This window comes from Chitinophaga deserti (genome assembly GCF_003149455.1).
In the GTDB taxonomy this organism is placed as follows: domain Bacteria; phylum Bacteroidota; class Bacteroidia; order Chitinophagales; family Chitinophagaceae; genus Chitinophaga; species Chitinophaga deserti.
Genome location: NZ_QFFK01000002.1, coordinates 746130 through 768067, shown reverse-complemented (window position 1 = coordinate 768067; position 21938 = coordinate 746130). Strand labels below are relative to the sequence as shown.

Below are 21938 nucleotides of genomic sequence, written 5' to 3'. Positions count from 1 at the left end.
TCAATATTGCGACACAAAATCTCACTTTGCGTCACATATGATTACTTTTATGACGCAATAGTTGGCATTGAGACATAAAAATGGTATATTCGGTAAATATGTGTCGTAATGAGAGCCAGCCAAAAAACCATTGATCGTGAAATAGATGTCATCCGCAAGGCCCTTGAGAAATTCAAGGATGGGGCTTCCATTGAGGAAATTAAAGACGCTTCCGGCTTAGCGCTTGAGCGGCGAACCTTGTTAAGACGGTTGGAGAAGCTGGTAGAGCAGGGAATCGTTACGACTTCCGGTAAAACCCGGGCCATGCTCTATCGATTGGGTGAAGTTCCGGCTCAACTCAGGGAAGCAGAAGAGAATAATACCAACATAATCCCCCTATCAGAAGAAGGGAAAGAAATACTAAAAGCTGTTTCGCGGCCTATCGCCGCTCGCCGCCCGGTCGGTTATAATTTGGATTTCTTATTATCATACCGCCCAAATATCAGTAGTTACTTAACGCCGGAAAATAAACGTAAGCTGGCGGAATGGGGAGAGACAGCGAAACTGGACCAGCCTGCGGGTACCTATGCGAAACAAGTCCTTCAAAGACTGTTGATTGATTTGTCGTGGAACTCTAGCCGCCTTGAAGGAAACACGTACAGTTTGCTGGACACGCAGCAGCTCATTACTAAAGGGAAAGCCGCCGATAATAAGTCGGCAATGGACGCGCAGATGATTCTAAACCATAAGGAAGCCATTGAGTTCATTGTGCAGTCTGCCGAGGAAATCGGCTTAAACCGCTACACCATTACTAACTTGCACGCCCTATTATCGAACAATCTTTTGAACGACCCTGGTGCATCCGGCAGATTGCGCAGGATTGAAGTAAACATAGGCACTTCTGTATATACCCCGTTAGGGGTGCCACAGCAGATCGAAGAAATGTTCGAAATCATGTTGGCCAAAGCAAGGGAGATCGAAGATCCCTTTGAACAAGTCTTTTTCATAATGGTGCAATTGCCATATCTACAGCCTTTTGATGATGTCAACAAACGTGTCTCTCGTCTCGCTGCTAATATCCCATTGAACCAGCATAACCTGGCACCTTTGGCGTTTGTAGATGTACCGCAGGATATTTACGTTAAAGGCATGCTGGGAATTTATGAACTCAATCGCATTGAGCTATTCAATGACGTGTTCATATGGGCTTACGAGCGTTCTGCACAACGTTATGCAGTTATACGTCAATCATTGGGCGAACCCGATCCCTTCCGGCTGAAATACCGTGATGAAATTCGTGCCCTTGTCGCTGAAATCATAGCCAACACCATACCATCAAACGAGGCTGGAAACCTGATCCGCGAAAGAGCAACTATGCTGCCAAATGAAGATCAACAGAAATTTATCGAAACCGTGGATACTGAACTTTTGTATATGCATGACGGTAATTTCGCCCGCTACTACATCCGCCCCTCAGAATTCAAGAAATGGAAGGAGGTTTGGGACAGGTAAGCACCTACCGGGCCAGGCCTTAAATAAAGAATAGCGCCTATGAAGGGCACTATTTACTAAAGTCCGGAATAGCTTTAAAATGAAAAAGAAAAAGTTATAGGTAATTTCAGGAAGCAAAATAGTAGTATGCTATGAACACGGATCAGTTCTTTCAAATGGTAAGGTCTTACACCGATCTCAGTATGGAAGCAGAGCTTGCCTGGCTGGCATTGATTAAAGTAAAAACATATAGCAAAGGTGAAAACTTTATTCGAACGGGCCAGGTTCCGCAGAATGTGGCTTTTGTCACCAAAGGGCTTTTCTCGCAATATTACATTGCTGATAGTGGAGAAACGGTAATTAAGTATTTCTTCCCGGAAGGCAGGATTGCAGGATCCATCCCGGCTACGCTTACAAAAACAGAAAGTCATTTTACCATAACGGCATTAGAAGAGACTACAACATTAGAGTATAACTACCGTGAGTTTAAAAAGCTGGTTTCTATATACAGCGATATTGCGGCGTTCTATATTTGCTACCTTGAGCAACACTGGGTAATTGATAAAGAACCCTATGAGATTTCACTAAGGGGCGATTCGGCAAAGATCCGTTATGATGCGTTCCTAAATAAATATCCCCAGTTGGTAAAAAGACTAAAAAAGCATCATATAGCTGCCTACCTTGGCATTACCCCCACTCAGCTAAGCAGGATCTTTTTTGCCAACAAATAATTTTCCGCTTCTCAACATATGTAAAAGGTTAGGAGAAATTGCCATCTCATCTTTGTACCATCATTAACAATTAAACTGTTTACGATGGCTACAAAAGTTTTCATTAATCTCCCCGTCAGCAACCTCGATGCATCTATGAGGTTCTTTAAAGGCCTGGGATTCAGCTTCAACCCACAATTTACCGACGAGAAAGCAGCTTGCATGGTCATAAACGAGCACATCTATGTGATGCTGCTTACCAACACCTACTTCCTGACTTTTACCCGGAAAGCAATCTGCGATGCATCTAAGGCCACAGAAGTACTGATCTCGCTCGACACACAATCCAGAGATGAGGTGAAACTAATGGTAAGCAAATCGCAGGCACTCGGTGGTCATATTTACGCAGAACCGCAAGACCATGGATGGATGTATCAGCACAGCTTTTCCGACCTCGATGGCCACCAATGGGAATTCGTTTATATGGACGCAACTCAGATGCCCAATTAATCCCGCTCAAAATTTACGGAATCATGAAAAAAAGTAAAATTGAAATCAAATGGGCATTGATATCCGCAGCTATGTACCTGTTATGGATGCTACTGGAAAAGCTTACCGGACTACATGATAAGTATCTGGAGCAACAGCAGTACATCACCGCTTTAATTCTTTTCCCCTCTTTCATAATTTATGTACTCGCCTTATCAGACAAGAAAAGGACTACCTATTCCGGGAGCATAACGTATAAACAGAGCTTCCTTAGCGGTTGTCTTCTATCTGTGTATATCGTGGTTCTTAGTCCGGTGAATCAGCTCATCACCCATTACCTCATTTCTCCAGACTACTTTGAAAACATAACCAGCTATACCGTTCAAAAGGGAATTCTGACTAAAGTACAGGCAATACAGCAATTTAATATCGGGAACTATATCATCACAGGCTTAGTAGCTGGTTTAATCACCGGAGTTATTTTCAGCGCGATAATTTCTTTCTTCATCAAGTCTAAAAACATTAACCATGAACAAGAAAAATAAAGTTGATGAATTTATGAGCAAACTCCAACATCCCCTAAAAGAAGAAATGAAGGCCGTAATAGAAATCATACGTGCCGCAGGGCCACAAATGGACGAGGATGTAAAATGGGGAGGCCCCAGTTTTGACTACAAGGAGCCCATGGCTACATTTAATCCACGGATGACCGGATTTGTGGCATTGATCTTCCATAAAGGCGAACTGCTACAAGATAAAACCGGCCTTCTGGAAGCCGCACCCAAAGGAAAAGCATATGCTAAATTCCGGTCTATGGAGGATATCAGAAAATATACACCGGGGCTCCAAAAAATCGTGAATGATTGGATTAAGCTAATGGATAAATAGAGTGGAATTATACTGCCTTTCCCCAGGAAGCGAAAAGATGCATTTCTTTTCGCTTTTCCCATTTAGTAAACCACGCCATACCACTGTGGAAAATATCATACTCCTCTTTACAACTTCCGATACTCCACTGGCGTCCGCCCTTCCCACCTCTTAAACGTTTTCACGAAATAGGAAGGATCTTCATAGCCCAGCCAGTATGCTATTTCCTGTACCGACATCTCCGTCTGGCGCAGCAGGCTCTTCGCTTCCATAGCTACAAATTCATCGATATGTGCTTTGGCGGATTTACCCGACTGGGTGGTAAGTATTTCGCTGAGATATTTAGGGGTAATGTTCAGTTCGGAAGCGTAGAAGCTAACATCTTTCTGCTCACTGAAATGCCTCGCAAGCAGGCTCCTGAAACCTCCTGCAATGCGCTCCTGACTGGAAGAGCCGCCACCCGGCCGCTGGTGCCGCGCCTGATGGTAATTGCCCGCCAATACAAGGAGAGAATAAACCAGTCCGGGCATAGCAGACTTCTCATCCTGCAAGGCCCTGATAGCCGTGAATAATGCTTTCATCTTTTCCATCTCTTCCCCCTCCAGCAATATCACATGCCTGCCGCCCGGCTGGAAAAACTGCAACGACCGCAAAAAAGAGCTCTGGATGCTGTCCCTGAACAGATCTTCCGTAAAATATAAGGTGTCGTGAATACCCGATAAATCGCCGGCCCATTGTGATACGATGCCGGGCCCAATGGTGGTAAGACTGCCGGTCTGCAGTTCGAAGTCGGTGCTCCCGATCCTGAACAATGCCGGTGTGCCGCTATATGTGATGCCGATGCCGTAGGTAAACGTTCGGAAAGGGAAGCCTACATTGGCATCCCTATACGTTTCCTGATCGGCCAGAAAGTAAGGAACGTTCATACTGTGCTGGCTTTGCGTTTTAAGAAACTCGTACAGGTTGAACGATTTGAGATTCCGGTTCTTCTCCATATGGGGCGGTTGTGGGATAAAGATAAAATAATCGCTCTTTATCCCACACGCCCCCTATCCACTACAATCCGCTGAAAAAGCCGGATATATCCGCAGCCAGTGTTTCCGGGCATTCCATAGCCGGGAAATGCAGTCCTTCGTCGAAAGCACTCCACCTGCCGGGCGCTCCCATAGGCGACAGTAGCTTTTGAAGAAGCGGGCCGTCGCCACCGAAAGCGGCCATTGCGGAAGGGACTTTGGGTGGCTGCCAGGAAGGCTGCTCATCACTGGCCGGGGCACCCCAGTCGAAAGTCATGTTCATACTGTGATATACCATGTAGGCCGATGTGGCGCCCGTGTTAGTGAACCAGTACATGGATATCTGGGTGAGGATCAGGTCGAGGGAAATAGCGTCTTCCGGCAGGGGTTTACTGTCGTTTGTCCAGTATTTGAACTTTTCGATGATCCAGGCGAGCAGGGCTACCGGACTATCGGCCAGTGCCGCTGCTACCGTTTGCGGGCGGGTAGATAACATTTTCAGGTAGGCCGTGCCCTCCCTTTCGTACTGCCGGAATGCTTCGATCCGCTGCTGTTCCGCTTCCGTAAATGATCCTGTATCCCGGGGCAGCATACCCATTGCTGTTATGGAAGTATAGTCGGTATTAACGTGGGTACCTATGAGCCGGTGGGCAGCCATGCCAGACAGCATTCCACATATACCTGCGCCCATATCGGTGCCATGAATACCGAACCGCTCGTACCCCAGTCCGGTCATTAGTTCTGCCAGCAAAAAGGCGATCTGTGCCATATCCCATTTAGCGCCATCCGCCACGGCAGAGAATCCGAAACCGGGAAGGGAAGGGATTACGAGGTGGAAGGGCGCATTTCCACCTTCTGACAGTATTTCCGCAACCTCCAGGAACTCGATCCAGGAAGAAGGATAGCCGTGCAGCAGAAGCAAAGGCACCGCATCTTCGCGGGAGGAACGGATGTGCACGAAATGCACAGGCTGCCCGTTGATCTCCGTCATATATTGCGGAAACTGGTTGAGCCAGGCTTCCTGCCTGCGCCAGTCGAACGAATGGAGCCAGTATTCGGTAATCCGTTGAAGGTAGGCAACCGGTGCACCTGCTGACCAGTTGTTGTTCAGGGATGCGGGGAAACGTGCTGCCTGAAGCTTTTGCTGCAGTTCGGTTACGGCAGTTTCCGGAATGTTGATTTGAAAAGTTGTGGTATGCATGTCAGGTTATTTGTGGTTATTGATTGATGACACCACAAAGATGCGCCACACAAGGGCCCCGGCCTATGGGCATAATTCGGGAAAAATGGTAGTTTTTACGGTAAATCCAAAATAAAAGCCCGCACTTGCATGCGGGCTTTTATTTTAATAAGTGTGTAATTATTTATTTCGCAATACTAATCTTTACCTTCTTATTCTTGATCCGCTCAGATCCTATTTGTTGCAGAGCAGGGCCCGCCTTTGATTTACGCACGGCTACAAATGAGAAGAAGTCCTTCACTTCAATAATACCTATATCTTCTTTTTTCAGCTTTCCCTGATGCGAGAGGAAGCCTACTATATCCACTTTGTTTACTTTGTCTTTCTTACCTGCGGCAATAAAGAGTGTGGTCCAATCGGGCTTGGCCGGTAATACGGCAGTTTCAGGTAAATTGATAACTTCAGGCTCCTGCTCAATGAAAGAAGGAACTCTTTCGTGAGGGGCCAGTATCAGGATGGCTGTACCGCTGGCATCCATACGCGCAGTGCGGCCATTGCGGTGGGTAAATGCCTCGACGGTATGGGGGAGCTGGTAATGTATCACGTAGCGGATATTGGGAATGTCCAGTCCGCGGGCGGCGAGGTCGGTAGTTACGAGGATATTGGAGGTTCCGTTGCGGAACTTGCACAATGCAACATCGCGCTCCTGTTGCTCCAGTGCACCATGATAATACACGTTGGGGATGCTTTGGCTTTTCAGGTATGCGCTTACCTCTTCCACAAATTCACGCTGGTTGCAGAATATGATGGTAGATCGGTTACCCAGGGCACAGATCAGCCTGAACAGGGTTTCGGATTTGTTTTCATCATCGCTCAACACCATTTGCACCGCTAATGCAGGGGGCTTCTCCCCTTTTAAGAAGTTAATCTCTACAGGGTTCTCCATCCCTACAAACGGAGGTATCTCCAGGGCTTCGGTTGCCGAGGTAAGTATTCTTTTCTTTAACGCTGGAAGGGAGCCGATGATGAAAGCCATTTCTTCTTCAAAGCCTTCTTCGAGGGATTTATCGAATTCATCCAGCACCAGGGTTTCGATATGGGTGGTAACGATATTGCCGCGGCGGATATGATCGGCTAGTCTGCCGGGTGTACCAACGATCAGGGCGGGGGCCTGCTTCAGGTTATTTTCCTCAGTTTCCCGGAGATGCCCGCCATAGCAGCAGGTGATCTTAAAGCCTGTTTTCATCTTTTTGAACACATCTTCTATCTGCAACGCCAGCTCCCGGGATGGAACAATGATCATGGCCTGGCTTACGTGCTTCCTGTTCAGCAATTGCGCTACGGGCAGGAGGAAGGCAAGGGTTTTGCCGGAGCCGGTATCGGCCAGCAGCACCACGGCGTTTGCAGTACTGTTAGTTTCCAGCGATGCCTGCTGCATCTCGTTCAATGCAGGTATTTTCAAATGTGAGAGCGCGTCTGATATTGAGAAAGAAGAGTGTTCCATCCGGCAAAAGTACGTCAAAAACAGGGCTCAGCCGCAGATAATGTTTCCCGGCAAGGGGAGGCCGCCGGGTACAATGCACGGATAAAGCATATTTTACCATTCCCGGAAAAAAGTATTATTTCGGACACAATTATGCATTTAAACCTCCCGGCATCATGTTAATCGATAGTTTAAAACTGCTCATCACCGCTATGGCTCCCTTCCGGGAAGATGAACTCGAAATGGTAAGTGCCTGTTTTGAAGAAAACCACTTTCCCCAGAAATCACTTATTATCAGCGAAGGGAAAAAATCAGCATCCCTGCATTTTATCGTTTCGGGACTGGTCAGGAACTATCATCTTAAAGACGGGAAAGAAGTAACCACTTACCTGGCCTGCGATGGCGGTATTGCCGCCTCCTACTCCAGTTTTATTACGCAGGGGATCTCTCCTGAGAATATACAATGCCTTGAAGACACCGATACCTTATCCATTTCCTATGAGAAAATGAACTGGCTGTACAAACAGCTGGCGCAATGGCAGGTAATCGGAAGAATACTTGCGGAACAGCAATATCTCTGTATGGCCGACAGGATTTTGAAATTGCATGCTACACCGGCTAAGGAAAAATACCTCGCATTCCTCGAAAGTCAGCCGGCAAAGATTGTACAGCAAACCCCTTTAAACTACGTGGCCTCTTTCCTGGGCATAGCCCCCGAGTCGTTAAGCCGGATCAGGAGGAACATCTCCGGGCAAAATTGAGGATGTGGCAGCGCTCAGGGATATTTCCTAACATATGTCAAGCCCCAGGAAAAGGCAATGCTGCAACTTTGGCAACAAATAATCAAAGGATGAAAGAAATTGCCAAAGGAGTGTACCAGCTTGCATTAATGCCCCGGAATGCGATTAATTGTTATCTCGTAGATGATATATTGATAGATGCAGGCATCCGGCGATCAGCCAAAGCCATCTTACAGGCTGTTAAAGACGTAAAGGTCACCAAACATGTACTTACCCATGCCCATGCCGATCATCAGGGCAGCAGCAGCATTATCTGCCAAAAGCTGGCAATCCCCCTGTATACTTCCGCAGCAGAAAAAAGCAATGCAGAATCGGGCTACGTAACTTACGATTACCCGAATAAAAACCATTTTATAGCACGCTTTCAGCAAAAGTTCTGGGCAGGCAAAGGGTATCCGGTATCCGGCATATTAAAGGAAGGGGATAGTATAGGGAGTTTTACTGTGATTGAAACCCCTGGTCATGCTGCGGGCCACCTTTCCTTTTTCAGGGAGGAAGACGGGGTATTGATTGCCGGGGATGCCCTTGTAAATATGAACCTGATCACAACACAGGTTGGCTTAGGCCTGCCACCCGCGATTTTCACTACCAACAGCGTACAAAATATAGCCTCGGTTAAAAAGATTGCGGCATTAAAACCAAGGATCATCTGTTTTGGCCACGGCCCTGTGCTGAAAAACAACGGACACCTGGAAAGACTGGCAGCGCGATTATGATTACCCGGCTCACTGCTTCAGGTAAGTTATAGGCGGGCCCACTTTCTCAAATCCGTGGGCTTTCCTTAAATCATTCCTTTCTTCTTCCGTCATATTCCTGGCTACGCCTTCGCTGAGTTTCCGGAAGTACTCCTCCATTTTCCCTGCAGGCTGGTGGGTTATCATTACCCTGGCTTCTCCCTTACCAACTTTTGCGAAAGTATGAGGCACCATACGCGGACCGTATACCAGATCGCCAGCCTTTGCATTATAGGTAGTTTCTCCCACTTTAATGAGGAACTCGCCCTGCAGTACATACCACCACTCATCCGTATCATAATGCGTATGCAGGATTGGACCGCCTTCTTTTACCCGGGTGGATTCAAAAACGAACATCCCCCATCCGTATCTTTAGTGGAAACCTTTGTATAAAAAACGTCTCCTTCAAAGGGGGATATACTTTTACCTGAACGGTCTTTCCCGGCTTCTACTTTGAAGCCTTTATCATCTCCGGAACCAGATCTTAGCTTTGCAAACAGATTCAACGGAACAGAAAACAGGGTGCCCGCAACAGCGCCCAGCTTTAAGAAAGTACTGCGTTTCATAGTATCAGTTTTGGAGTTTAAAAATCTTATGAAAAACGATCAGTCAGGAACTATTAACCAATTGGTGATGCAGATTTTGGAATAATGCGCTAATCTCAGGCTTTGTACGAATGAACCATCTGTACGATTTCGTCAATAAAGACAAGCTTGTTGCAACATGTATGCGGCTTTGGGGATCTCCCATAAAGATACAAATCCTTCCAATCGCGAAATTGTACAGGCTTATCATGAAAGTACCCTTTCAGCCGGTCATTATTTTATGGAAAAAAGAAATATTCCCATCTTTATGGCATGCGCGCCTTAACTATTTTACTCCTATACCTCTGTTGCTTCGCATGTAACGAGAAAAAGCCCCGCTCGCCAAAATCCTCACCGTCTCCATCCGCCCTCCCTGCAGATATGGATAAGGTGCTCCTGCGGCAGAAAGCAGAAGAGTTAAAGAAGTTCGTAGCGCAAAGGCCTTATAATAAACAATACGCCTGCTTTATAGATTTTAGTGTTCATTCGGGAAAGCGTCGCTTTGTTTTCTATGACCTGAAAAACAATAAGATTATCAGCCGCTCCCTCGTAGCCCATGGACAGGGCCCCGATTACCGGACGGAGGCCGTGGCATTCTCCAACGTGCCGGGCAGCAAATGCTCATCGCCCGGTAAATACAGTATTGGCGCAAAATATAGCGGCCGCTTTGGCACTGCCTACAAGCTCCACGGTCTGGATGCTACCAACAATAAAGCATTTGAACGTTTTGTAGTGCTGCATGGGCACGATTGTGTACCCGATGTGGAAGTAATGCAGGGCATATGCCGGAGCGATGGCTGTCCTACCCTGAACCCCACCTATTTTGCCACGATACAGAAATACCTTGACCGGGCTAAACTCCCTGTGGTTCTGTGGATTTATAAATGAGAGGCGAGTATCGCACATGCAACCCGTATTGGCGAAAATTCCTACCTTTAAAAATAAGTTGATTATAATGAACGATCTATACCCTGAACTTGAAGATTATATTTACAACTATTGCACAGAATTCCAAACACCAGATGAACATACTGCAGGAAAGACACTTTTATACTTAAATACCGGAAGTGAATCTATGCGTCCCATGATGCTGGAAAAAGGTTGGATTAGTGATGATCCTGTTATTCTGGCTATGATTGCAGATGGATTCCCTGCACTGAGAAGCAAGGTTGTGAAAAGAATATGGGCAAAACACAGGCATGAATTAAAACTAAATCTCTGTCCTGCCTGCAGTAAAATTACCAGAACTCCTTTAGCTCAACAATGCCGATTTTGCTTCCACGACTGGCATTAATCACCCTTCCCCCGGCATAATATACCGGATGTCTGCTTCCTTAAAAGTGACATTCAGATCAGTTCTGGTATGCCCGCTGGTGAGCCGGACAAATAACAACTCCCCCGTTTTACTGCTGCGAATGAGGTTATACTCCGTACGCAGATAATCTCCGAGTGACCAATTGTCCAGCCAGAACCTGGATGTGGCCTTATTAACTTCAAACTGTATCCAGCGGCGGGCAAGGTCCTTTTCATAGAATACTAATGACAGTGGAACGTTTTTATACGTAATCTCATCGCCTTCCTCCGCAGCATAGGGTGCCAGCGAAGTCCTGAATGCGGTTTCCGGAACATTGTATTGCATTAATGCTGTGGCGCCTGTCCAGCTGATGGAGGCTCCGTGCCCGTAGTTTACCGTTACTGTGTAGATGTTTCCGTTGTTTTCGATCCGGATGTTTGCAGGGTTTACAGTTTCAACAACAGCGTGTCCATACCGGTATGTCATTAAAGCATGGTCGAAGTAATGCCAGGCGAAGAAAAGAATAATAAAAACCACCAGGGGGATGATTATTGCCCAGAACAGTGGCATATATAAATTCAGGAAATACCCCATGCCCCCATACAAAGGAACCATAAAGAACAGGAGAAGGCAACCAAAGACATCTTCGGAACCAGTTTTCCCGAATTGCGGAGATGCTCCTTTTCTAAGGATTTTAACTTCGTCGGGATGAAATGGTCTTTCAGGCATGGGTCAATTTTACAATGGTATGAAAGTACGGAAAGTCTGCGGGTTATTATTCTTTTGGGACCACCAGCGCCATCAGCAGATCCTTCTTCACCTCCTTCCATTCCATCCAGATATGGTCCTGTATGTGCTCTTCACCCGTCATCCTGGATTCAATGTCTGTCCTGCGTTCGTGATAAAATGCGATTGTCCTTAATACCCGTGCAACATCATAATCCGTTTCTCCATCCATTAAATCTGCATAGCTTTCCAATAACCGGCCAATGTTCAGCCTGTTCTCCTGCAATGTTAAACTCCCGTTCGGGCCGGATATCCTAACGCCCGTTATCTCCAGTTGTGCCAGCATGCTTTTAGCATGATCGTCCTGCCCGTCATCTTCCCAGGAACAAATTATGCATATTTCAAAAGCACCGCGCTCAGCAAGTGTGGGGAAACCACAACCCGGACAGGTTTGCACAGCAATACCGTTTGCCTGAAGGTAAGTTTCATAATGCGCTCTCCTGTCATGGAAAGCTGTTAATATATCGGCATCGTTCATCAGGTTTAAAATTAGGGAATCCCCGGCACCCCGTCAGCACTTCCCTCCAGGTAACTACTTACCCGTTGGGAAGTCATACCATCCGATCCCGGCATCTGAAGTAAGTTTGCCCTATTATCAACAGTCAGAAAAACAGTATGACGCTCAAAGTAACCGCCACGCTATTATTAACAGTGGCCTTCATGAAGTGCCATGGACAAACAAACACAACAGTCATGAAAAAAGATACTACTGCATCCAATCCTCTCCTGTGCGATCCTGCAACCGGGGTATGTGAAATCCCCACAACAGGCAACAGCGCCCAGGTGCAGGGAACCGCTTCCAAGCAAAAATCCGTGAAAGTGATCTACTTCACTGACCCGATATGCTCCACCTGCTGGGGAATAGAGCCGCAGCTGCGGAAGCTGAAACTCGAATACGGCAAGGATGTGGAAATAAGCTATCACATGGGAGGCCTCCTGCCCGACTGGAGCTACAACAGTGGCGGAATCAGCAAGCCTTCCGATGTAGCCCATCACTGGGATGAAGTGAGCCTGTATTACAAGATGCCCATCGATGGCGATGTTTGGCTTACCGATCCGCTGCCTTCCTCCTACCCGCCTTCTATCGCTTTCAAGGCGGCCCAACTGCAGGACGAACAGAAAGCCATCGCATTCCTGCGCACCCTTCGTGAAATGGTGTTCCTGCAAAAGAAAAACATCACCAAATGGGAACACATGGAGCAGGCTGGCCAATTGGCAGGGCTCGATACCCGCCAGCTCAAAACCGATTATGAAGGGAAAGCAAAGGAACTGTTTGACCAGGATCTGCTGCTGGCAAGGAAGATGGGGGTAAGAGGATTCCCTACCCTTTTTATCAGTAATGCCGCGGGAGATACGGAACTGATCTATGGCTTCAAGCCTTATGTGAATATAGAGAACGGTATCAGGAAAGTAAATGCAGGTGTAACTAAGAATGAGTACCCAAAAGACGGAGAAAGCCTCTTCTCGATATACCCTTCCCTCACCTTACGCGAATTTGCAGAGCTGGGAGAAATTTCCTCTGAAGCTGCGGAAGCAGCACTGGAGAAACTGGTGAAAGAAGGCCGTATCACCGTGAGCAATACAAAGAACGGCGCTATCTGGTATAAAAAATAGTACCCCTATTAAATTAACGCATCTCCGGGATCACCATTCCGAGGGTGCGTTATTTATTAAGTAAAGCGCTGCGGTAGGAAATGCCCCATTTGGCGATTTCTTCGATGATAGGCGACAGGGTTTGTCCGAAGCCGGTGATCTCATACTCCACCGTAACCGGTTTGGTATTACATACCGTACGGCTGATCAGCTGGTTTACTTCCAGATCCTGCAACTCTTTAGACAGCATCTTGGGTGCGATGCCATCTACTTCCCGGAGCAGGTCCATGAAACGCATCTTCCCTCCCTGCATAAGGGTGCCCAGAATATGGAACTTCCATTTACCGGATAGAATCTCCATCGAGTCTTTGATCGCCAGTATCCGTGTTTTACAGATGTTCGTATTGTTGAGAACGGCCTGCTTCTTCATATCGTATCCGTATTTGCTATGAAATAACGGTATAAAGATAACAAAACTCCTTTCCCGGTAAGATTACCCTTTCGCCAGTGTAAGCAAAAAGAAAGACTCCTCCAGTGCCACTACGCTGTGCGTAATGTTCTCCTGCAAGGCTATCATCTGCCCTTTCGCTAATATGATCTTATCTTCCTCCGTTACAAACTCAATGCGTCCTTCCAATACCTGTACGCTAATTACGCCATTCGCTTTATGGGGCTTGAGCTGCGCATCTTCATGAAGTCCCATGAGTACGATGCGCATCCTTTCTGATTTAAATACAGTAACGGAGTTATGGTCGCTGTCTTTCCAGGTTGGTTCCCGTTTGATGATTTCAATAAGCTCAGGGATGTTAATACCAACAAGCGGAGCTTCAATTACCCGTCCGCCTTCTTTACGCTGAGGTGTGGCATCAATAGACTTTTCCCTTGCGCCAGGGACGCCGGCATGTGTTTGCAATTTCTCTATCAGCTTACTGGGCATTTCTTCTGCAAAAATGCCGTATCCGTTTACGAGGGAACCTTTCACTTTAAATTTGGGGGAAGATATAGCGTATACGATGGATTCGTCTTCGGGATCGGAAGCCCCTTCAAAGCGGTAAACCATATCAATCTGGAACTCTTCCGGCTGTAATACGATGTTGGTACGCTGGCAAACCAGGCACTCCGAACTGATATTGAAGTCGATAGTATATCCCTGTTTCTTCAATTCGTTCAGGGTTTCCGATAAGGTTCCGTAGTTCTCATTTAATCGCATGCCAGTTGGGTTTAATGGTTATTAAATTTCAATTGGAAGCTAGTTAAAAACGGGATACCCGTTGGGAAAGGAGGAGCATTGCACTCCAAAATTCATGTATTATACAAGTTAACCAATATTATGCTGCCCCGGTTCCTCCATTTGGATGATTGCTTTCAGTTCCTCAGCCAGGGCGGGCCTGCGGGGGTATTTCCGGCTTAGCTCCTTCGCCAAAGCGATGATCGCCTGCTTTCCTTCAGGAATGGCATCCATTATCGTTTTCATATGGGCTGCCAGGGCCTGGAAGTGTCCCCGGCCTCCGGACACTTCAGCAAAGCGTTCCAATGCCGGAAGATAGATTGCCAGCAACTCCAACGGATACTGTTCCACTAAATATTTATGATATTTAAGTACGACCTTCAGATCCGTTTCCGAACGTAATAGCGTCAGCATCCAGTCGGGGTAATGTTCTTCGATAAATACGGGAGCCAGTAATTCCAGTAGCATTGATTCAGGGAAATACCAGGCGCTTCCTTTATCTTCCTGATATTGTGATTCAACTTTCTTAGTTACTTCTTCTATATAGTTTTCAATCTCTATTTTCCATTCTGCTGCATTAAAGGTATTCTTCCATTGATGATAATAATGCTGGTCGAACCCTATATCGAAAGCAAAGCGTTTTGCATAATACCTGATCCTGTTAACGTCGTTCTCCAGTTCTGCAATCCGTAGCAGCCCTTTCTCCCATTCTGTTACAATTCCCGGGAAGCGCTTCTGCTTCGCTATTTCAATACCTTCAAACAATAACCGCTTTGCTTCGGAATATTCTTTCCGGTCTATCAAGCTATTTACTTCTTCCTTTCTTACATCTGCAAAATCCAGATGCTGCTGACTAAGCAACCGGGCTTCCTCGGTTCTCCCAATTGCTTTTAGGAACACGATCTTCCGGACAAGGAAATACTTCTTCCTGTAAGGGTCCTCATCCGGTGATACGGAATCTATCTGCTCCTCCACATACTTCAGGTAAGTTTGCTCTTTGCCCAGCTTTAATGCCAGGGATTGATAGAGATCTACCATTTCATATCCAAAGTCACCATAATCGAAGTATACGTTCCGGCTCACCGAGGATCTGATAAAATTGAAAATATCTTCCTGCAAGCCTGCATCAATACCTTCCGTCTTAGCAATAACTTTGATGAGTTCTATGGCCTGGAAGATAACATCCCCGATATTCCCCCCGGAATCATCACAATGAGAGAACACCTTGATCACCTCGGGTATCATTGCCTGTAATACAATAAATGCCTCCCGCAATTCCCGGTTATCGATGAGAAACCTGCTTTCTCCGGTTAGCGTCCCCAGCTCTTTTGCCAGACTGTTGGCTGAATTCCGGTCAATAAAGCCCCCGTTAGTATATCCCTTTATTATCTTCCGGCACAGCTCCGTGTACTTCCTTCCTTCGCTTACATCCCCTGCTTTATCGGCAGCTGCTTTCAATGCGGCGGTTTCCTCCGGATTGCCGGCTGTGTGTGCATGCTTAAATGCGTCCTTCATATAAAACAAGGCGGCTACAACATGCTTGCAGATGCCTCCTTCAAAAGGACAATCGCAGGAATAGGATTCAATATTGTTTTTCTTAACCAGTCTTACCTCTACCATATATGATTCGCTCCCCTTCACCCTGGCATACCAGCAATCCTTTTCTGCTTCTTCCAGATCAGTAACTGCCTGCTTTTCATAATACGCTCTTCCCCGATGCACGACAGCATCATTAACCTGTAATTCAAAATTCTTCAATGTGAGCATATGCTATAGATAACGATTGTATAAAACTACCCAAAAATACCCAATACGGTGGTGGGGTACTTAGCAACGGGAATTGACACTAAATGTCCCTGCCTACCGGGAAATTGGTCAATATCCGTCAACTTGCGGATAATTTCAATAATAGCACTGCCCCCGGCCTCCGGTACTTTTGAACAAACAATCGTTATGAGCAATTTTAACTGGAATGGTGTTTTCCCTGCATTACTCACTCCTTTCACTACTACCGACAGGCCAGACCTCGATATGTTCAGAACCAACCTCGCCGCACAGCTGGCTGCGGGTGTGGATGGCATCATCATAGGCGGCTCCCTTGGCGAAGCCAGCACATTAAGCAACAGTGAAAAGAAGGAACTATACGATACCGCACGCGCTTTCCTGCCCGCGAATTTCCCCATCATCATCAATATCGCTGAGCAAACAACCAGCGCCGCCACTGCCCTTGCTGCGGAAGCAGAAGCCTGGGGAGCCAATGCCCTCATGCTGCTGCCGCCCATGCGCTATTATGCAGACAATGCGGAGACCCTGGCCTTTTTCCAGGCCGTAGCCACAGCCACCACTTTACCCATCATGCTTTACAACAACCCGGTGGATTATAAAATCGCGGTTACCCTCGAGATGTTTGAAGCATTGCTGCCATATAAAAACATTCAGGCGGTGAAGGAATCTTCGCGCGATGTGATCAACATCACCCGCATGATCAACCGCTTTGGCGACAGGTATAAAATCCTGACCGGTGTAGACCCGCTGGCACTGGAAAGCCTTGTGCTCGGCTGCGATGGCTGGGTAGCAGGACTGGTAGATGCATTCCCCGCTGAAACGGTAGCCATTTACCGCCTCGTTAAATCCGGGAACATAGAAGCAGCTCTTGCTATATACCGCTGGTTTATGCCCCTGCTGGAGCTGGACATCCACCCCAAACTGGTACAGTACATTAAACTGGCAGCCACCAGCACCGGTATCGGAACCCCTGTGGTACGCGCACCAAGGCTGCCCCTGGAAGGCAGGGAACTGGCTGCAGTACAGCAGGTGATAGACAAAGCATTGGCCACCCGTCCGCAATTGCCGGACTATCTCAACATCCATGCAAACCGCTAATAGTATCGCAGGTGTATACAAGCCCGGTAACGGAGATGCATTTCAGGCAGTTAATCCCGCATCGGGAGAAACGCTGGAAGGCATTTTCCACCGTGCCGGCAAAAGTGCTGTAGACGAGGCCATGCAGGCCGCAGCAGCTGCGGCTGTCATCTACAGCCAGATCGGGAAAGACCGCAAGGCTCACTTCCTGCGCACCATTGCCACCGAAATTGAAGCAACAGGCAGCCTCGTAATAAAGAGAGCTTCGGAAGAAAGCGGTCTCCCGCATGCAAGGCTTACCGGCGAACTGGGCCGTACCACCGGACAACTCCGTATGTTTGCCGATCTTGTGGAAGAAGGCTCCTGGGTACAGGCAGTTATAGATACCGCACAACCCAACAGGCACCCCCTCCCTAAACCGGATATCCGCAGGATGCTGGTACCGCTGGGACCGGTAGTAGTTTTTGGCGCCAGTAACTTTCCGCTTGCTTTTTCTGTTGCCGGTGGTGATACCGCTTCCGCACTGGCAGCGGGCTGCCCCGTAATCGTGAAAGCACATCCCGCTCACCCGGGCACCAGTGCAATCATAGCTGCAGCCATCAATACCGCAGTTCAGCAGTGTGACATGCCTACCGGTGTATTCTCTCTTTTGTATGACAACGGGTATGACACCGGCGCCCTGCTGGTAAAGCACCCTATCACCAAAGCAGTAGCTTTCACCGGATCATATAAGGGAGGTATGGCGCTTCTGCAGCTGGCCGCTGAACGTAAAGATCCTATCCCGGTATTCGCAGAAATGGGCAGCGTTAACCCTGTATTACTGCTACCCGGTGCTTTGGAAAAAAGGCCCGCCGAACTGGCAACTTCACTGGCAGCATCCATTACCCAGGGTGGTGGACAATTCTGCACCAAACCGGGGCTGCTACTCACATTGCGTTCTCCCGGGCTGGAAGAATTTATTACCACTCTCGCAGCAGGCATCCGGCAAACGCTACCGGTGCCTATGTTAACTGCAGGCATCTGTCATCAATACCAGCATCACGCTGAAGGTAAATTAGCTGCGCAGGGCGTGGAATTACTGGCGGAAGCCGGAGGTGGAGATGCTTCCATTAAATACCCTACCCACCCCATGCTGGCAAAAGTCAGTGCGCAAACCTTCCTCCAATCACCGGATCTGCAGGAAGAAGTATTTGGCCCTTACGCCATGCTGGTAGTAGCTGAAAATATGGAAGAGCTGCAGGCAGTGGCTGCTGCATTGCCCGGGCAACTCACCGTTACCATAATGGCTGAAAAAGAAGAGCATTCCCTGCATACCACACTCATCCGCCAAATATCGCAACTCGCAGGCAGGATCGTATTTAACGGAGTGCCAACCGGGGTGGAGGTATGTGCCGCCATGCAGCACGGAGGCCCTTTCCCGGCAAGTACAGACAGCCGCTTCACGTCAGTAGGCACTGCAGCTATTTACCGCTTCGCGCGGCCTATGGCCTGGCAGAACTGTGCAGACGAATGGCTGCCCGGCGAGCTGAAGGCTGGCAACCCACTGAACATATTACGCACCACCGATCTAACCACTGCAAGGCTATGATATCAAAAACATTCTTCTGTGTAGACGCGCATACCTGTGGCAACCCTGTGAGGCTCGTTGCCGGCGGGGGGCCATTGCTGCAAGGCAATACCATGAGCGAAAAACGCCAGCACTTCCTGAAGGAATATGACTGGATCAGGACCGGTTTAATGTTTGAGCCAAGGGGGCACGACATGATGTCGGGCAGCATCCTCTACCCTCCTCATGATCCCGCAAATGATGTGGCCGTATTGTTTATAGAAACCAGCGGCTGCCTCCCCATGTGCGGCCATGGAACTATCGGTACCATCACCATCGCTATAGAAGAAGGCTTGCTTACACCCCGCACACCGGGCATAGTTCGTATGGAAGCGCCCGCCGGGCTCATCCTTATCGATTATGTGCAGGAAGGGCGTAAAGTAAAATCCGTAAAACTCAGGAACGTACCATCGTACCTTGCCGCCGAAAATCTGCAGGTGGAATGCCCTGACCTCGGCGTACTTACCTTCGACGTAGCTTATGGCGGAAACTTCTACGCCATTATTGACCCGCAGGAAAACTTCCGCGGGCTGGAACATCATACCGCCGCACAGCTGATATCCTGGAGCCAGGAGATCAGGAAACGGATCAATGCCTCCCACACCTTTGTTCATCCGCTGGATGCAACCATTAATGGATGCAGTCATGTCCAATGGACCGGCACGCCCATCGACCCATCTTCCACCGGCCGTAATGCCGTATTCTATGGCGATAAAGCCATTGACCGTTCACCCTGTGGCACAGGTACCTCTGCCCGCATGGCGCAATGGTTTGCCAAAGGGAAGCTCCGGGAAGGTGAGGCATTTGTGCATGAAAGCTTCATCGGCAGCAAGTTTACAGGCAGAGTGGAATCGGTGACCGAACTGGGCGGCAAGCCCGCCATCATTCCCAGCATCGAAGGCTGGGCGAGGGTGTACGGATATAATACCATTAAGATCGATGAGGGCGACGACCCTTATGCTTTCGGGTTTCAGGTTATTTAACACAGCTACATGTCAGATATCGTTATCATCGGAGGAGGGATTGTAGGCCTCAGTACGGCATATTACCTCAGCAATGAAGGTCACCGGGTTACCGTGCTCGACAAAGGAGAGATTTCCGGCAATTGCTCCTATGGCAATGCGGGCATGATCGTACCAAGTCATTTTGTGCCGCTTGCTTCGCCCGGAATGATCAGCAAGGGCATTCGGTGGATGTTTAACAGTAAAAGTCCTTTTTATGTAAGGCCATCATTCAGCCGCGAACTTATTGGCTGGGGGTTACAATTTATCAAACATGCAAACGCCAGGCACGTAAAGGAAGCTGCCATTCCCCTGCGCGATCTTTCCCTGCTGAGCCATCAGCTCTATACCTCAATGGCAGAAAAACCCGGGTTTAACTTTGGGCTGCAGCACCGGGGCATCCTCGCCTTTTACAAAACCGAAAAGGCTGCAGAAGAAGAGGCACACCTTGTAAAAGATGCCGCTGCCCTCGGGCTGGATATGGCAGTACTGAACGCTGCTGAATGCAAAGCCCTGCAGCCCGGGCTGGAACTGAATGTATTGGGAGCCGTTCATTACCGCTGCGACGCCCACCTCTCCCCCATGGCGCTGATGGATGCCTTGCAGGCTTACCTCCGGCAAAAAGGGGTGACCATACTCCCCAATCATGAAGCAGTCCGGATGGTGACAGGCAATGGTACACTCCAGGCCGTTGAAGCCAATGGCCAGATATTCCGGGCCGATCAGTTTGTGCTTGCAACAGGCTCCTGGTCGCCCGGAGTAGCGCGTAAAATGGGCATTAAAGTGCCGCTATTACCCGGAAAGGGATATTCCTTCATGAGGCCCAATACCGGCGGTATCGTTCAGATCCCGGCACTCCTTTGCGAAGCAAGGGTAGCCATCACCCCCATGCAGGACCGGATCCGGTATGGCGGCACCATGGAACTGGGGCGGATGAATGAAAAAGTAAACATGAACCGGGTAGAAGGCATCGTATCAGCCATACCGGAATATTTCCCCAACCTGGAAGTACAGATGCCCGCCGCCAGTGAGGTATGGCATGGATACAGGCCTTCCTCGCCCGACGGCCTGCCCATGATTGGCTTTAGTAACAAACTGAAGAACCTGATAGTAGCCACCGGGCATGGGATGATGGGGCTCAGTCTGGGCCCGGCTACCGGATTGCTTGTATCTCAATTACTTACCGGGCAAAAGCCTGATATCAACCTCTCCCCTTTCTCCCCGGAACGGTTTTAAGAAATGCCGGATCTTGACCAGTATCAGCCGGATTTTAACCGAAAGGGGCATTTACATTAAAAGTTGGGGTAAAAACGGTAAATTGAAGGAAGCGCTTAGGTTATGAAAGTATTACCGTTTACCATATTGTACCCTGACAATAAGAGTGTAATTGCCGAGCAAATCGAACAGCCGCACTTCTACCAGTTCCTGCACCGCCATGAAGAATACCAGCTTACGCTGGTAGAGCGTGGGGAAGGCATGTTGCTGGCTGGTAATAACATGCACTCCTTTAAAGCCGGTGATGTTTTTCTCATCGGCAGCAACCTCCCGCATCTGTTTAAAAGCAACCCGGAGTATTTTGAAGCAGGGAGTACGAAGTCCATCAAAGCCTGTTCCCTTTACTTCAACGTAAAAGGCTCTATGGGAGGACTGTTTAACCTCCCGGAAATGAAGATGCTCCAGCACTTCCTCCTGGCCGTTAAACATGGGTTTAAAACCAATACAGCCCACAGCCCGTTATTGGCATCGCGCATACATGCAGTACATAACTCCTCCGGACTGAGCGCACTGCAATGCTTCCTTGAAGCGCTCACCATCCTCCCCGATATAAAAGAAACCACACCGCTCTGTCCTGCAGATTATTCGGCAGACCTTTCCGAAAGTGAAGGTATACGCCTGAGTAAAATCCTCGGATTTATCATGCAGCGCTATCATACACAGGTTACCCTAGATGAAGCAGCCGCAGTGGCATTCATGACGCCGCATGCCTTCTGCCGGTATTTTAAGAAACATACCGGCCGTAGCTTCGTCACCTTTTTGAATGAGGTAAGAATTAATGAAGCGTGTAAAAGTCTTACCCATTCGGAGCACCCGGAAGGTATTTCCGGCGCGGCTTACAAAGCGGGCTTCAATAGTCTTACCAATTTCAACAGGGTATTCAAAAGCGTGAAGGGACTATCGCCCAGGGCTTACCTTGCAGAATTTAATGCGGTTAATTCTTTTCAGGGGATGTAGTGTAAC

At 48.2% G+C, this 21938-nt stretch carries 25 protein-coding genes; 15 read left to right on the top strand and 10 right to left on the bottom strand.

Annotation, left to right across the window (positions count from 1 at the left end):
• Positions 1–108 precede the first annotated feature (108 nt).
• The 5 genes from DEV76_RS07260 to DEV76_RS07240 all read left to right on the top strand — a co-directional run bounded on the left by DEV76_RS07260 (position 109) and on the right by DEV76_RS07240 (position 3557).
• Positions 109–1491 carry a Fic family protein gene (locus DEV76_RS07260; protein ID WP_109696588.1) on the top strand — a complete coding sequence of 461 codons (1383 nt, stop codon included), beginning with the start codon at positions 109–111 and terminating at the stop codon, positions 1489–1491.
• A 131-nt stretch (positions 1492–1622) separates the two neighbouring features.
• Positions 1623–2201, top strand: a complete 579-nt coding sequence (locus tag DEV76_RS07255; RefSeq protein ID WP_109696586.1) for a Crp/Fnr family transcriptional regulator — start codon at positions 1623–1625, stop codon at positions 2199–2201.
• Between the two features lie 84 nt (positions 2202–2285).
• Positions 2286–2690 carry a VOC family protein gene (locus DEV76_RS07250; RefSeq protein ID WP_109696583.1) on the top strand — a complete coding sequence of 135 codons (405 nt, stop codon included), beginning with the start codon at positions 2286–2288 and terminating at the stop codon, positions 2688–2690.
• A 23-nt stretch (positions 2691–2713) separates the two neighbouring features.
• Positions 2714–3214 (top strand): DUF4199 domain-containing protein, encoded by a 501-nt coding sequence (locus tag DEV76_RS07245; RefSeq protein ID WP_109696581.1) that lies wholly within the window; start codon positions 2714–2716, stop codon positions 3212–3214.
• Positions 3198–3557, top strand: coding sequence for a DUF1801 domain-containing protein (locus DEV76_RS07240; protein ID WP_109696579.1), 360 nt, complete (start codon positions 3198–3200; stop codon positions 3555–3557). Before DEV76_RS07245 ends, DEV76_RS07240 begins: the two co-directional genes overlap by 17 nt.
• A gap of 107 nt (positions 3558–3664) precedes the next feature.
• Here DEV76_RS07240 and DEV76_RS07235 read toward each other — a convergent pair whose 3' ends face one another.
• From DEV76_RS07235 to DEV76_RS07225, 3 genes are all read right to left on the bottom strand, one after another.
• Positions 3665–4531: a helix-turn-helix domain-containing protein gene (locus DEV76_RS07235; RefSeq protein WP_109696577.1), complete on the bottom strand. Its 867-nt coding sequence runs from the start codon at positions 4529–4531 to the stop codon at positions 3665–3667.
• A 61-nt stretch (positions 4532–4592) separates the two neighbouring features.
• Positions 4593–5750, bottom strand: coding sequence for an epoxide hydrolase family protein (locus DEV76_RS07230; protein ID WP_109696575.1), 1158 nt, complete (start codon positions 5748–5750; stop codon positions 4593–4595).
• A 163-nt stretch (positions 5751–5913) separates the two neighbouring features.
• Positions 5914–7233, bottom strand: a complete 1320-nt coding sequence (locus tag DEV76_RS07225; protein ID WP_109696573.1) for a DEAD/DEAH box helicase — start codon at positions 7231–7233, stop codon at positions 5914–5916.
• Positions 7234–7388: 155 nt separating this feature from the next.
• Here DEV76_RS07225 and DEV76_RS07220 point away from each other — a divergent pair, with 155 nt between their 5' ends.
• Together DEV76_RS07220 and DEV76_RS07215 are read left to right on the top strand one after the other, a co-directional pair.
• Positions 7389–7973: a Crp/Fnr family transcriptional regulator gene (locus tag DEV76_RS07220; protein ID WP_109696571.1), complete on the top strand. Its 585-nt coding sequence runs from the start codon at positions 7389–7391 to the stop codon at positions 7971–7973.
• 89 nt (positions 7974–8062) lie between these two features.
• Positions 8063–8728, top strand: coding sequence for an MBL fold metallo-hydrolase (locus tag DEV76_RS07215; RefSeq protein ID WP_109696569.1), 666 nt, complete (start codon positions 8063–8065; stop codon positions 8726–8728).
• Positions 8729–8737: 9 nt separating this feature from the next.
• Here the strand turns inward: DEV76_RS07215 and DEV76_RS26115 are convergent, their stop codons facing one another.
• Positions 8738–9103 carry a cupin domain-containing protein gene (locus DEV76_RS26115; RefSeq protein ID WP_198651969.1) on the bottom strand — a complete coding sequence of 122 codons (366 nt, stop codon included), beginning with the start codon at positions 9101–9103 and terminating at the stop codon, positions 8738–8740.
• Positions 9076–9312, bottom strand: a complete 237-nt coding sequence (locus DEV76_RS26110) for a hypothetical protein (protein WP_198651968.1) — start codon at positions 9310–9312, stop codon at positions 9076–9078. Before DEV76_RS26110 ends, DEV76_RS26115 begins: the two co-directional genes overlap by 28 nt.
• A 291-nt stretch (positions 9313–9603) precedes the next feature.
• On the opposite strand from DEV76_RS26110, the gene DEV76_RS07205 reads away from it, so the two are divergent.
• The gene (locus tag DEV76_RS07205; protein WP_109696567.1) at positions 9604–10218 is read left to right on the top strand and encodes a murein L,D-transpeptidase catalytic domain-containing protein; all 615 of its coding nucleotides are present in this window, start codon (positions 9604–9606) and stop codon (positions 10216–10218) included.
• Positions 10219–10285: 67 nt separating this feature from the next.
• Positions 10286–10624, top strand: coding sequence for a hypothetical protein (locus DEV76_RS07200; protein WP_109696726.1), 339 nt, complete (start codon positions 10286–10288; stop codon positions 10622–10624).
• Here the strand turns inward: DEV76_RS07200 and DEV76_RS07195 are convergent, their stop codons facing one another.
• Positions 10625–11353 (bottom strand): hypothetical protein, encoded by a 729-nt coding sequence (locus DEV76_RS07195; RefSeq protein WP_157962760.1) that lies wholly within the window; start codon positions 11351–11353, stop codon positions 10625–10627. It abuts the gene before it with no gap.
• Between the two features lie 46 nt (positions 11354–11399).
• Positions 11400–11888, bottom strand: coding sequence for a CPCC family cysteine-rich protein (locus tag DEV76_RS07190; protein ID WP_109696562.1), 489 nt, complete (start codon positions 11886–11888; stop codon positions 11400–11402).
• Between the two features lie 215 nt (positions 11889–12103).
• Here DEV76_RS07190 and DEV76_RS07185 point away from each other — a divergent pair, with 215 nt between their 5' ends.
• On the top strand, positions 12104–13024 hold the full coding sequence (locus DEV76_RS07185) for a ClpXP adapter SpxH family protein (RefSeq protein WP_109696724.1): 921 nt from the start codon (positions 12104–12106) through the stop codon (positions 13022–13024).
• 49 nt (positions 13025–13073) lie between these two features.
• Here DEV76_RS07185 and DEV76_RS07180 read toward each other — a convergent pair whose 3' ends face one another.
• The 3 genes from DEV76_RS07180 to DEV76_RS07170 all read right to left on the bottom strand — a co-directional run bounded on the left by DEV76_RS07180 (position 13074) and on the right by DEV76_RS07170 (position 15998).
• On the bottom strand, positions 13074–13433 hold the full coding sequence (locus DEV76_RS07180; protein ID WP_109696560.1) for a winged helix-turn-helix transcriptional regulator: 360 nt from the start codon (positions 13431–13433) through the stop codon (positions 13074–13076).
• Positions 13434–13496: 63 nt separating this feature from the next.
• Positions 13497–14213: a cupin domain-containing protein gene (locus DEV76_RS26180; protein ID WP_109696558.1), complete on the bottom strand. Its 717-nt coding sequence runs from the start codon at positions 14211–14213 to the stop codon at positions 13497–13499.
• 108 nt (positions 14214–14321) lie between these two features.
• Positions 14322–15998, bottom strand: coding sequence for an SWIM zinc finger family protein (locus tag DEV76_RS07170; protein ID WP_109696556.1), 1677 nt, complete (start codon positions 15996–15998; stop codon positions 14322–14324).
• 186 nt (positions 15999–16184) lie between these two features.
• Here DEV76_RS07170 and DEV76_RS07165 point away from each other — a divergent pair, with 186 nt between their 5' ends.
• From DEV76_RS07165 to DEV76_RS07145, 5 genes are all read left to right on the top strand, one after another.
• Positions 16185–17114 carry a dihydrodipicolinate synthase family protein gene (locus DEV76_RS07165; protein ID WP_109696554.1) on the top strand — a complete coding sequence of 310 codons (930 nt, stop codon included), beginning with the start codon at positions 16185–16187 and terminating at the stop codon, positions 17112–17114.
• Positions 17101–18681 carry an aldehyde dehydrogenase (NADP(+)) gene (locus tag DEV76_RS07160; RefSeq protein ID WP_109696552.1) on the top strand — a complete coding sequence of 527 codons (1581 nt, stop codon included), beginning with the start codon at positions 17101–17103 and terminating at the stop codon, positions 18679–18681. Before DEV76_RS07165 ends, DEV76_RS07160 begins: the two co-directional genes overlap by 14 nt.
• Positions 18678–19682: a 4-hydroxyproline epimerase gene (locus DEV76_RS07155; RefSeq protein WP_109696550.1), complete on the top strand. Its 1005-nt coding sequence runs from the start codon at positions 18678–18680 to the stop codon at positions 19680–19682. The genes DEV76_RS07160 and DEV76_RS07155 overlap by 4 nt, the downstream gene beginning before the upstream one ends.
• Before the next feature lie 9 nt (positions 19683–19691).
• Positions 19692–20936, top strand: coding sequence for an NAD(P)/FAD-dependent oxidoreductase (locus tag DEV76_RS07150; RefSeq protein WP_109696548.1), 1245 nt, complete (start codon positions 19692–19694; stop codon positions 20934–20936).
• 102 nt (positions 20937–21038) lie between these two features.
• Positions 21039–21932, top strand: a complete 894-nt coding sequence (locus tag DEV76_RS07145; RefSeq protein ID WP_109696546.1) for an AraC family transcriptional regulator — start codon at positions 21039–21041, stop codon at positions 21930–21932.
• Positions 21933–21938 lie beyond the last annotated feature (6 nt).